General features: G+C 72.1%; 10 protein-coding genes. 3 read left to right on the top strand and 7 right to left on the bottom strand.

Annotation, left to right across the window (positions count from 1 at the left end):
- Positions 1-125 precede the first annotated feature (125 nt).
- Positions 126-371, bottom strand: a complete 246-nt coding sequence (locus ADK52_RS04840; protein WP_053688540.1) for a DUF397 domain-containing protein — start codon at positions 369-371, stop codon at positions 126-128.
- Entirely contained in the window at positions 368-1,204 is an 837-nt protein-coding gene (locus tag ADK52_RS04835; protein ID WP_053688539.1) for a helix-turn-helix domain-containing protein, read from the bottom strand. Before ADK52_RS04835 ends, ADK52_RS04840 begins: the two co-directional genes overlap by 4 nt.
- A 127-nt stretch (positions 1,205-1,331) precedes the next feature.
- On the opposite strand from ADK52_RS04835, the gene ADK52_RS04830 reads away from it, so the two are divergent.
- Both ADK52_RS04830 and ADK52_RS04825 read left to right on the top strand, forming a co-directional pair.
- Entirely contained in the window at positions 1,332-1,757 is a 426-nt protein-coding gene (locus tag ADK52_RS04830) for an ATP-binding protein (RefSeq protein WP_053688538.1), read from the top strand.
- 44 nt (positions 1,758-1,801) lie between these two features.
- Positions 1,802-2,044, top strand: coding sequence for a type II toxin-antitoxin system VapB family antitoxin (locus ADK52_RS04825; RefSeq protein ID WP_053688537.1), 243 nt, complete (start codon positions 1,802-1,804; stop codon positions 2,042-2,044).
- A gap of 217 nt (positions 2,045-2,261) precedes the next feature.
- On the opposite strand, the gene ADK52_RS04820 is transcribed toward ADK52_RS04825, so the two are convergent.
- The 3 genes from ADK52_RS04820 to ADK52_RS04810 form a co-directional block, all read right to left on the bottom strand.
- Positions 2,262-2,510, bottom strand: a complete 249-nt coding sequence (locus tag ADK52_RS04820; protein ID WP_053688536.1) for a hypothetical protein — start codon at positions 2,508-2,510, stop codon at positions 2,262-2,264.
- A 59-nt stretch (positions 2,511-2,569) separates the two neighbouring features.
- Positions 2,570-3,430, bottom strand: a complete 861-nt coding sequence (locus tag ADK52_RS04815; RefSeq protein ID WP_053688535.1) for an LLM class F420-dependent oxidoreductase — start codon at positions 3,428-3,430, stop codon at positions 2,570-2,572.
- Between the two features lie 73 nt (positions 3,431-3,503).
- Positions 3,504-4,745 (bottom strand): ADP-ribosylglycohydrolase family protein, encoded by a 1,242-nt coding sequence (locus ADK52_RS04810; RefSeq protein ID WP_053688541.1) that lies wholly within the window; start codon positions 4,743-4,745, stop codon positions 3,504-3,506.
- Positions 4,746-5,293: 548 nt separating this feature from the next.
- Here ADK52_RS04810 and ADK52_RS04805 point away from each other — a divergent pair.
- Positions 5,294-6,388, top strand: a complete 1,095-nt coding sequence (locus tag ADK52_RS04805) for a tyrosine-protein phosphatase (RefSeq protein WP_053688534.1) — start codon at positions 5,294-5,296, stop codon at positions 6,386-6,388.
- A gap of 100 nt (positions 6,389-6,488) precedes the next feature.
- Here the strand turns inward: ADK52_RS04805 and ADK52_RS04800 are convergent, their stop codons facing one another.
- Both ADK52_RS04800 and ADK52_RS04795 read right to left on the bottom strand, forming a co-directional pair.
- Positions 6,489-9,050 (bottom strand): bifunctional FO biosynthesis protein CofGH, encoded by a 2,562-nt coding sequence (locus ADK52_RS04800; RefSeq protein ID WP_053688533.1) that lies wholly within the window; start codon positions 9,048-9,050, stop codon positions 6,489-6,491.
- A 49-nt stretch (positions 9,051-9,099) separates the two neighbouring features.
- A complete protein-coding gene (locus ADK52_RS04795; protein ID WP_053688532.1) occupies positions 9,100-9,882 on the bottom strand; it encodes an SDR family oxidoreductase in 783 nt (260 codons plus the stop codon).
- Between the last annotated feature and the right edge of the window lie 167 nt (positions 9,883-10,049).

Below are 10,049 nucleotides of genomic sequence, written 5' to 3'. Positions count from 1 at the left end.
GGAGCGCAGCGACATCGCGAAGCGACGCGACCGCAGGGAGCGCCCTTGACGGCCCGGACCGCACCGGAAGGACAGTGGACTGTCGGGAAACCCCCGGACCCCCTCTGATGCCGGCAAGCCAGAGCTCAGGCTCCGGTGACCCCGCCGAGGAATGCCGTCCAGGTCGCGGGGTGCACGGCCAACTCCGGGCTCGCCGTCAGCTTCGAGTCCCGGATGTGGACGGCGTCGGCGCATGCGGCGACCTCGACGCAGCTGTCGCCCTCGCTGCCGCTGTAGGTGGACTTGTGCCAGGAGAGGGCGACTTCGATGCAGTCGTCTCCCTCGCTGCCGCTGTAGCTGCTCTTGAACCACTGCAACTGGGAGCTGTTCACAGGGATCCTCGCATTCGCATCAACAGGCCCACGCTGTCAGCAGGGTTGAGGGCCTGGATACGAAGTTTGGCATACCGCTGGTGGAGCACGCTGATGGCCTTTGCGTCAGAGATGACGAAGCCCGTCTTCTGTCCCTCGCTGTAGCCCAGCCACTCGTTGTCCTCGGTTTCAAGGAGCTGGAAGGGGCCATCGGTGCCCGCGTGACAAGGCTGGATCGTAGGCATGATCTGGACATCGACGTTGGGTAGTTGCGCGCACTCCAGCAGGTGGTCGATCTGCTCTCGTGTGACCTCTGCTCCGCCGGTCTGTCGTTCGATCACCGCCTGCTCGATGATGAAGCTGAAGGCGATGTACGGGGTGCGCTTCAGGAGCTTCTGTCGTTCGGCGCGAGCCGCGATGCGGGCCTCGACCTCATCCGGTGTGGCCAGCGGAGGGACGTTGTCGATCTGGGCGCGCGCGTAGGCCTCGGTCTGTAACAGACCTGGAATCGACCGGCACTCATACGTATTGAGTGCCACGGCGACATCCTCCAGTTCCGCCCAGCGCCTGAACCATGACGCAAGCCCCCGTTCCCGTTGTAGCCGCCTTGCGGCGATGCGGATGACGCCGAAGGCGTCCAGCGCCTCCTCCGACCGGTTCACGAACTTCACCGACGGTTGTCGTCGGCCCTGCTCGACCGAGCCGACGTACTGGACCGAGTACCGGACACGTTCGGCCAGTTGCTCCTGAGTGAGTTCCGCGCGTTTGCGGAAGGCCTTCACGGTTTCCCCGAAGTTCCGCAGGTCGCTGTCCGACTCGACCTCGCCGTCACCGCTGTCCTCATGGCTCGCCATCGCGGTCACCTCCCGGAGGCCAGGTTCACGGGCGGTGACCGCTACTGTCCAGAGCGTCAACTCGTACAGATGAAAAGTAGCGGTCGGCTTTCTGGGAACTGCCCTGCCCACCCGGCACGTTGCTCCCATGACCGCACCCTCGGGCCCCGCCCAGACCCTCGTACGCGTGTTCACTCAGCGTTTCAGCAGCACCCGGCGGGGTGCCCGCCTCGCGCGGTGTCTCGCCATGGTCGAGCTGCACGACTGGGGGATCCCGCACCGCACCCCGCTCTCCGAGGACGCGGAGCGGATCGTCGCCGAGTTCACTGCCAACGCCGTCACCCACGGGAATGCCGCCGGCCGGGACTTCGAGCTCAAACTGACGCTCCTCGGGGGCGTGCTCCGCATCGAGGTGTCCGACGCCCGCCGGGAGCGCCGGCCGGCGCTCCAGCCGCCCGCGTACCAGGCCGAGGGCGGCTACGGCCTGCGGATCGTCGATGCCGTCGCCGCCGACTGGGGGGTCGCGGACCGTGTGATCGGCAAAACGGTCTGGGCCGAGCTCGGCCGACGGTGATACCTCCTTCGGGAATCGTAGATACGCCCAGCCTGGAGGCCGTGATGTCCCGCACGGTGATCGACCTGGACGACGAGGCCCTGGCGGAAGCCGCGCGGCACCTCGGCACCACGACCAAGCGGGACACCGTGAACGCCGCCCTGCGGGAGATCGCCGATCGACGCCGCAGAGCGGCTGCGGTGGAGCGGATGAGGCAGATGGTCGTCGACGGCGAGATCGACTTCTCGACGATCGATGGCGGCGATGGCGGCGACGCGCATGCGCCGGGACGGCGATCGGCCGCGTGAGCGAGAACTACCTGATCGACACGAGCGCGTTCATCCGTTTCCACCCCCGGCAGGCCGCTCCCGCATGGGACGAGCCGGTCACTTCCGGAGTCGTGGGGAACACGCGGACTTCGAGACCATCGCCCGCATCACGGGGCAGCCCGTTCGGCGCATCGCGGACTGAGCGTGCCGCGTCGCCGGTCGGGCTCGCGAACCGGCCCGCTCTCCCGTCGGCCGTTCAGGCGCGGTCCTCCGGGACGAAGACGCTCACCCGGTAGGTCGTCGGGTGGGTGAGGCGGCCGCAGAACTGGTCGATCCGCAGGCTCTCGGGGTCGGTGACCTTGCCCTCGGTGATGAGGCGGCGGGCGTACTCCTTCATCTCCGCGTGCTCCTGCGTCGAGAACAGCGGTTCCCAGTGGCCGCGTACGGCCTGCGCCCGGCGGTGGGCGCGTTCCCTGCTCCGTTTGCGCTTCTGCTGGCCCGGCATGTGGATCAGCCCCCTTTCGGGGGCATCATCCGGCTGCCCGCGCGCCCGAGTCGAACGAATTAGAGGTACTGCGCCATGTCGTCCAGGACGCGGAGGATCTCGGGCTCCTCCGCCGGCGGGAGCTGGACGACGACCTCCTCGATGCCGAGGTCCGCGTAGTGGGCGAGCTTGCCCGGGTTCGGGTGGACCGCGTACGGGACCACCTGGAGGTTCTTCGGGTCGCGGCCCGCCGTCTCCCAGACCTGGCGCAGCACGGGCAGGGATTCGGTGAGGCCGCCCCCGCCGATGGGGAGCCAGCCGTCGGCGTGGTCGGCGATGGCCGCGAAGAGCTTCGGGCCGGCCGAGCCGCCGATCAGGGTGCGGGGGCCGTGGAGAAGCTGGCCGGAGCCGAGCTCGCGCGGGGGCAGGACCGGCTTGGGGTGGGCCATGCTGGGCCGTACGGAGGAGAACTCGCCGACGTACGCGGTGGGTTCCGGGGCCCACAGGGCGCGCATCAAGGCCATCCGGTCCCGGACCAGCTCGCGGCGGGTGCGCCACTCGACGCCGTGGTCGGCGGCTTCCTCGACGTTCCAGCCGTACCCGATCCCGAGGGTGAAGCGGCCGCCGGAGAGGTGGTCCAGCGTGGCGATCTGCTTCGCGAGGGCGATGGGGTCGTGCTCGGTGACGAGGGTGATGCCGGTGCCGAGGGCGAGCCGCTCGGTGACGGCGGCGGCCTGGCCGAGGGCGACGAAGGGGTCGAGGGTGCGGCCGTACATCTCGGGGAGTTCGCCGCCCATGGGCGCGGCGGTGTCGCGGGTGACCGGGATGTGCGTGTGCTCGGGGAGGTAGAGCCCGGCGAACCCGCGCTCCTCCAGGGCGCGGGCGAGGCGGACGGGGGAGATGGTGTGGTCGGTCAGGAAGACGGTCGTGGCGATCCGCATGGCTGGGGGCACCTCCGTGGCTCTTCGATGGAGGGCCACGCTACGGCCTGTGCGTCGGATTGTTGAGGGGGCGTCAGCTGTTGCCGACGGGATAGCGCGTCTGCCAGCCGGTGGAGGGGACCTTCGGGCCGTGCAGGGAGGGGCCCTGGGTCATTTCGAGGGCGAAGTCGTCGGCGAGTTCCAGGAGGGTGGCCCGGCCTTCGAGGTCGGCGAGCCAGGCGCCCGGGAGGGCGGTCTCGCCGTGCAGGGCGCCGAGCAGGGCTCCGCAGAGGGCGCCGGCGGCGGTGGAGTCGCCGCCGTGGTTGACGGCCAGGCGCAGGCCGTGCGGGACGTCTTCGGCGACGAGCGCGCAGTAGACGGCGACGGCGAGGGTCTGCTCGGCGGCGTGGCCGTCGCGGTGGCCGTCGCGGTGGCCGTCGCCGTCGCCCGGGGCGAGGGCGAGGGTGAGGGCGGTGACGGAGTCGGCGGAGGGCGGGCCCTGCGGGACGGCCGCGAGCGCTCGCTGGAGGGCGTCGGTGACGGCCTGGTGGCCCGGGCGGGCGCCGAGCAGGCCGAGGGCGCGCTGGACGGCCGCGTCGAGGGAGTCGCCGCGGGTCAGGCCGTGGACGATGACGGCGAAGGCGCCGGCGGTGAGGTACGCGGCGGGGTGGCCGTGGCTCTGCGCCGCGCACTCGGTGGAGAGCTGGAGGACCAGGCCGGGCTCCCAGCCGACCAGCAGGCCGAAGGGGGCGGAGCGGGCGGCGGCGGCCGCGTCGCGGGCGGTGGGGTTCTTCGGCTGGTCGAGGGTGCCGAGGACGTCGTCGGCGAAGCCGGTCAGGCAGGCGCGGTCGGGGCCGCGGCGGGCGTAGAGCCACTCCTGCTGCGCGAGCCAGCCGTTGTCCTTGCGGCGCTCGTCGGGGCCCCAGTCGTGCTGGGTGGCGGCCCAGCGCAGGTACGCGCGGTGGATGTCGGTCGGCGGGTGCCAGGCGCCGGTGTCCCGGCGTACGTGGGCGCGGATCAGCCCGTCGACGGTGAACAGGGTGAGCTGGGTGGCGGCGGTGACCGTGCCGCGGGGCCCGTGCGGGCCGGGGGCGGGCCCGGTCAGGCCCTGCGGGCCGTGGGCTTCGCGGAGGGCGTCGAGGGAGAGTCCGGCCGCGGGGGCGCCGAGGGCGTCGCCGACGGCGGAACCGAGGAGCGCGCCGCGGACGCGGCTGCGGAAGTCCTGCTGCTCGGCCCGGCCCCAGAGCCCGGCGAGGACTCCGGCCCGCCCGCCGAGCGTTCCGCCGGGAGCGCGGCCGTTCGCGGCTCCGGGGCCGCGTCCGACGCGGGCCGCGATCCCGGCCGCGGCCGCGGCTCCGCCCGCGATGCGGGGCGCGCCCGCGGTGTCTGCTCCGCCCGCGGCGTCGGCTCCGCCCCCGGCCCGGACTCCGGGCCCGACGCCGAGCCCGGTGCCGAGCCCGGTGCCGAGCCCGCTCCCCGTGCCGGTGTCGAGCCCGCTCCCGGTGCCGGTACTGAGCCCGGTCCCCGTGCCGGTACCGGTCCCGTTCCCGGTGCCGGCCGGTATCGAGTGCTTCTCGGTCGTCGTGTCGTCCATCGCGATCCCCCTGCCCCGCCCCGGCATGCTCTGGCGCGCACTGTAATGGACACGTCTGATCGAATCCGGAACCAGGGCGTCCAGCAGGCCGTGTGCGCGGGCGGAACGGCTGGATTCCGTACTCCGGTCCCGCGACATCTCTTTCACATCCGGTCCGAAACGGCCAGGAGACGCCCAGGTGGCGCGCCTTGATCGACAAGTGGCACGTTTTGCCACTCGCCTTGGAGCCGGTCGGTTCAGGCCATGTCTCGTTCATGCAGAGTTCTCCGGCGGCCAACAGCCTCAGGGGCATGAAGAAGGCACTCCTCGCCGCGACCGTCGTCGCCTCCGCGCTCACCGCTTCCCTGGTCGCAGCCCCCGCCGCCACCGCCGCCTCGGCCTCCACCGGCTGGGAACTCCCCTGGACCGGCCACCACCACAGCCGCACCTCCATCCCCTTCACCGAGGCGACCGTCACCGCCGGCGCGGACGGCCGCTTCACGCTGAAGTGGAACGCCCCGGGCACCAAGCGGGTCGAGATCAAGGCGAACGGCAAGGTCGTCGCCAAGGGCGGCGCCCAGGGCACCGCCGTCGTGTCGGGACTGCCCGCCGCCGACCGCCAGTGGTTCGACTTCACGGCCGACCGCGGCGAGGGCCTGCGCCTCGCCGACCGCCTCGTCAAGCTCGAAGGAGCGGTCAACTTCCGCGACGCGGGCGGCTACCGCACCACCACCGGCCAGTGGGTCAAGATGGGCGAGGTCTACCGCTCCGACGCCCTCAGCAAGCTGACCGCGGCCGACCTGGCCAAGCTCCAGCGCCTGCGCGTCAAGACCGTCTTCGACCTCCGCATGGAGAGCGAGCGCACCACCGACCCCGACAAGGTCCCGGCCGGTGCCACGTACACCGTCGCCGACGTCTTCGCGGGCTCCGGCTCCTTCCAGGCCCTGCCGAAGTCCCCCGACGAGGCCGTCAAGGCCATGGTCGACGCCGAAAAGGCGATGGTCAGCGGCGAGGGCGGCAAGAAGGCGTACAGCCAGGTCTTCGAGGGCCTGGAGCGCGACCGCGACCGCGCCGTCCTCTTCCACTGCACCGCCGGCAAGGACCGTACGGGCTGGGCCGACGCGACCCTGCTGACCGCCCTCGGCGTGCCGAGCGACACCGTCATGGCCGACTACCTCGCCAGCAACGACTACCGCAAGGCCGCCAACGACGCCGTCCTGTCGCACCTGCCGGCCCAGCAGGCCGCCGTCTACAAGCCGATGCTCGACGTGCGCGCCGAGTACCTGAACTCCGGCTACGACGAGGTCAAGGCCGAGTACGGCACCTTCGACCGCTACCTGAAGGACGGGCTCGGCATCGACGCCCGCGAGCTCAAGCAGCTCAAGAAGGACCTCCTCGTCGGCTGATCAGAGCGATCGGACCGAGAGGAGGGCCCGGCCGGGATCGCCCCCGGCCGGGCCGTCCGCGTTGCCGCGTTGCCGCGTTGCCGCGATTCCGCGATTCCCTTCAGTCCAGCACCGGCAGCAGCTCCGGAAGATGCCCGTCCGAGGAGCGGGCCGCCTCCATGCGCTCCTGCGGTACCTCCCCGTACAGCGTCGTACGCGCCTTCGCGGGCCGGCCCGCGGCCTCCGCGACCGCGATGAGGTCCCGTACGGACTTGTACGAGCCGTAACTCGACCCGGCCATCCGGGAGATGGTCTCCTCCATCAGCGTGCCGCCGAGGTCGTTGGCACCCGACCGCAGCATCTCGGCCGCACCCTCCGCGCCCAACTTCACCCAGCTCGTCTGGATGTTGGTGATGTGCGGGTGCAGCAGGATCCTGGCCATCGCCGTCACCGCGCGGTTGTCGCGGACGGTCGGACCGGGCCGGGCGATGCCCGCCAGGTACACCGGGGCGTTGGTGTGGATGAACGGCAGCGTCACGAACTCCGTGAAGCCGCCCGTCCGCTCCTGGATCCGGGCGAGCGTGCGGAAGTGCCCGAGCCAGTGCCGCGGCTGGTCCACGTGCCCGTACATCATGGTCGACGAGGACCGGATCCCCAGCTCGTGCGCGGTCGTGATGACGTCGATCCAGTCCGCCGTCGGCAGCTTGCCCTTGGTCAGCACCCAGCGGACCTCGTCGTCCAGGATCTCCGCCGCCGTGCCCGGGATGGAGTCCAGTCCGGCCTCCTTGGCGGCCGTCAGCCACTCCCGTACGGACATCCCCGTCCGCGTGGCCCCGTTGACGACCTCCATCGGGGAGAACGCGTGTACGTGCATCCCTGGCACCCGCTTCTTCACCGCGCGCGCGATGTCGAAGTACGCCGTCCCCGGCAGGTCGGGGTGGATGCCGCCCTGCATGCACACCTCGACCGCGCCCACGTCCCACGCCTGCTGCGCCCGGTCGGCGACCTGGTCCAGCGACAGCGTGTACGCGTCGGCGTCCGTACGGCGCTGCGCGAACGCGCAGAAGCGGCAGCCGGTGTAGCAGACGTTCGTGAAGTTGATGTTCCGCGTGACGATGTACGTGACGTCGTCGCCCACCACGGACTTGCGCAGGTCGTCCGCGATCCGGCACAGCGCGTCCAGCGCGGGGCCGTCCGCGTGCAGCAGCGCCAGCGCCTGCTCGTCGCTCAGCCGCGTCGGATCGTCGGCGGCCTGCGCGAGCGCCGCCCGCACGTCGGTGTCGATGCGCTCGGGGACCATGCCGGGGGCCGCCGCCTCGCGCAGCGCCTCCCAGTCCCCGTAGACGTGGTCGAAGTCCTCGCGCCGGTCCGCGGAACGGCCCTCGGTGTCGATGCTGGCGTGCAGGTCGGTGCGCCCGTACGAGCCGAACCCTTCGTCCGGCTCCTGCCAGGGGTGGCCGACGACCTCGGCGTCCGGGTTCGCGAGACCCGTCTCGGGATCGGCCAGGGCCCGTACGTGCGGCAGCAGCCGCGGGTCCAGCCACGGCTCGCCGCGCTGCACGAACTCCGGGTACACGCAGAGCCGCTCGCGCAGCTCGAAGCCGGCCGCCGCGGACTGCTCGGCCAGTACGTCGATCTGCGGCCAGGGCCGCTCGGGGTTGACGTGGTCGGGGGTCAGCGGCGAGACGCCGCCCCAGTCGTCGATGCCGGCCCGGATCAGCCGCGCGTACTCCCCGTCGACCAGGTTGGGCGGCGCCTGCAGACAGCCGGAGGGGCCCATGATGTGCCGGGCGACGGCGACCGTGGCGACGAGGTCGTCCAGCTCGGCGTCGGGCATGCCGCGCATCGCCGTGTCCGGCTTGGCGCGGAAGTTCTGGATGATCAGCTCCTGCACGCCGTGGTACGAGCGCGAGACCCGGCGCAGCGCGAACAGGGACTCCGCGCGCTCCTCGTACGTCTCCCCGATCCCGATGAGCAGCCCGGAGGTGAAGGGCACGGAGGACCGACCGGCGTCCTCAAGCACCCGCAGGCGTACGGCCGGCTCCTTGTCGGGGGAGCCGAAGTGCGGGCCGCCGGGCTCGGACCACAGGCGCGTGGCCGTGGTCTCCAGCATCATCCCCATCGAGGGGGCGACGGGCTTGAGCCGTTGGAAGTCGGCCCACGACATCACGCCCGGGTTCAGGTGGGGCAGCAGGCCCGTCTCCTCCAGGATCAGGATGGAGATGGCCCGCACGTAGGAGATGGTGTCGCTGTACCCCTGCGCCTCAAGCCACTCCCGCGCCTCGGGCCAGCGCTCCTCGGGCTTGTCGCCGAGGGTGATGAGCGCTTCCTTGCAGCCCAGCGCGGCGCCCCGGCGGGCGATGTCGAGCACCTCGTCGGGGGACATGTACATCCCGTGGCCGGCCCGGCGGAGCTTGCCGGGGACGGTCGCGAAGGTGCAGTAGTGGCATTTGTCGCGGCACAGGCGGGTCAGCGGGATGAACACGCTCTTCGAGTACGTGATGACGCCGGGCCGCCCGGCGGCCGCGAGGCCGGCGTCGCGGACCCGGGCGGCGGAGGCGGCGAGGTCTTCGAGGTCCTCGCCGCGCGCCTGGAGGAGCACGGCCGCCTCGGTCGCGTCGAGTGCGACGCCGTCGCGGGCCCGGCGGAGCGCCCTGCGCATCGCGTTGTCGGTCGGAGTCATGCGGTGAGCATACGATCCGACGCCGGCCCGCCGAGGGGGCTCCGGGCCGTCATCGCATCAGCTCACCGGCGTTGACCAGCAGGGACTGGCCGGTTATCGCCCGTGCCCGGTCGGAGGCGAGGAACACGGCGGCGTCGGCGACGTCCCCGTCGGTGGCCAGGTCGGGCAGTGCCATCCGGTCGGTCAGCCGCTGGTGCACCTCGGCCTCGGGAACCCCCTCGGTGTGCGCGGTGAAGGTGACGAACGCCTGCACGGGCGGCCCCCACATCCATCCCGGCAGCACCGTGTTGACCCGGATGCGGTGCGGCCCGAGCTCGCGGGCCATGGAGTACATGGCGGAGGTCAGGGCCCCCTTGGAGGCGGCGTAGGCCGCCTGCTGCACCTCGTTGGGCGCGGCCACGGCGGACTGCGTCCCCACGATGACCACGGACCCGCCCCGCCCCTTGAGCGCGGGCAGGCAGGCCCGGGTCATCCGCAGCGTCCCCAGCAGGTTGACGTCGATGATCTGCGACCAGGTCCCGAAGTCGGCGTCTTCGAGCCCCCCGAAGTACGAGTCCCAGGCTGCCACGTGCACGACGGCGTCGATCCCCCCGAAGCGTTCCTGCGCGAGGGCGGCGAGCGCCGCGCACTGCCCCTCGTCGCGGATGTCGGTCGGCAGGTAGGCGGTGTGGGCTCCGTCGGGGTCGATCTCGGCGGCCGACTTGGCGAGATTGGCCTCGGTCCGCGCTCCGAGCACGGCGTTCCCGCCGTCCCGTACGACGGCGGCGGCCACCTGGTGCCCCAGCCCGGCCCCGACGCCGGAGACGATGACGGTCTTCCCTTGCAGCAGCATGCGCGTGCCTCCCGGCGAGGGGATGTATCTGACGGCCCGTCAGGCTAGGGCCTGCGGCCCGCGGAGGGAAGCCCCTGGCGCCCTGGCGCCCCCGGCCGCGTCGGCGCCCCCGGAACCCCCAGCCCCCCGCCCCCGTCGCCGCCCCCGGAACCCCCGGCCCCCCGCCC

The organism is Streptomyces sp. WM6372, assembly GCF_001279655.1.
Taxonomy (GTDB): Bacteria; Actinomycetota; Actinomycetes; order Streptomycetales; family Streptomycetaceae; genus Streptomyces.
This window is presented reverse-complemented; position numbering and strand designations above follow the sequence as displayed.

Bases quoted from the DNA above. Each gene is read 5' to 3' on its own strand.
- ADK52_RS04805 (WP_053688534.1), top strand. From the start codon at position 5,294: ATGAAGAAGGCACTCCTCGCCGCGACCGTCGTCGCCTCCGCGCTCACC.
- ADK52_RS04795 (WP_053688532.1), bottom strand. From the start codon at position 9,882: ATGCTGCTGCAAGGGAAGACCGTCATCGTCTCCGGCGTCGGGGCCGGG.
- ADK52_RS04825 (WP_053688537.1), top strand. From the start codon at position 1,802: ATGTCCCGCACGGTGATCGACCTGGACGACGAGGCCCTGGCGGAAGCC.
- ADK52_RS04800 (WP_053688533.1), bottom strand. From the start codon at position 9,050: ATGACTCCGACCGACAACGCGATGCGCAGGGCGCTCCGCCGGGCCCGC.
- ADK52_RS04830 (WP_053688538.1), top strand. From the start codon at position 1,332: ATGACCGCACCCTCGGGCCCCGCCCAGACCCTCGTACGCGTGTTCACT.
- ADK52_RS04820 (WP_053688536.1), bottom strand. From the start codon at position 2,510: ATGCCGGGCCAGCAGAAGCGCAAACGGAGCAGGGAACGCGCCCACCGC.
- ADK52_RS04835 (WP_053688539.1), bottom strand. From the start codon at position 1,204: ATGGCGAGCCATGAGGACAGCGGTGACGGCGAGGTCGAGTCGGACAGC.
- ADK52_RS04815 (WP_053688535.1), bottom strand. From the start codon at position 3,430: ATGCGGATCGCCACGACCGTCTTCCTGACCGACCACACCATCTCCCCC.